Source organism: Candidatus Hydrogenedentota bacterium (assembly GCA_016791475.1).
Taxonomy (GTDB): domain Bacteria; phylum Hydrogenedentota; class Hydrogenedentia; order Hydrogenedentales; family JAEUWI01; genus JAEUWI01.
In genome coordinates, this window is the sequence record JAEUWI010000429.1 from 1 (window position 1) to 533 (window position 533).

Here is a 533-nt window from a genome sequence, read left to right on the forward strand (position 1 = left end):
TTCACCGTCTGCAGCTCGGCCTCGAGACGCGCCAACTCAGGCGTCGCCGCCAGGTTCTGCGCACACGCTGCACTCAGCACCGATAGCTCGTGATTCACGTTCTTCAGCTTGGCCGCGTCGGTCATCCGCTCGGCCTTGATCTTCAGGATCGTGATCTTATCGATCAGCTCACCTGCACCCACCTCGATCAGCAACGAACCCTTACTCATCGTTTCTATTCCTGTTCCAGCACATGATGTCGACAGCCCGCTCACGTTTAACGGCAGGCCGGCCCCTTGGGATGGGATAATCTCGCGGACAACCCAGGCGCGGATTCTAACGCATGGCCCGATACAGCCCGCGCCACGGAAATACAAAAACACCCTATGAAGAAGATCGCCCTCATCACCGGCATCACTGGCCAGGACGGCTCCTACCTCGCCGAATTCCTGCTCGCCAAAGGCTACGAAGTCCACGGGATCAAGCGCCGCGCCTCGAGCTTCAATACCCAGCGCATCGACCACATCTACCAGGATCCGCACACCCCCAACCCG

Annotated in this window: 2 protein-coding genes; one reads left to right on the plus strand and one right to left on the minus strand. The window is 59.5% G+C overall.

The genetic code is table 11. The features are described 5' to 3' along the window. Positions 1–209 (minus strand): hypothetical protein (locus JNK74_30075; GenBank protein MBL7650417.1); only part of this gene is annotated, 209 nt, incomplete at its 3' end. 156 nt (positions 210–365) lie between these two features. Between JNK74_30075 and JNK74_30080 the strand changes: the two genes are divergently transcribed. Continuing rightward, positions 366–533 (plus strand): GDP-mannose 4,6-dehydratase (locus JNK74_30080; protein MBL7650418.1); only part of this gene is annotated, 168 nt, incomplete at its 3' end.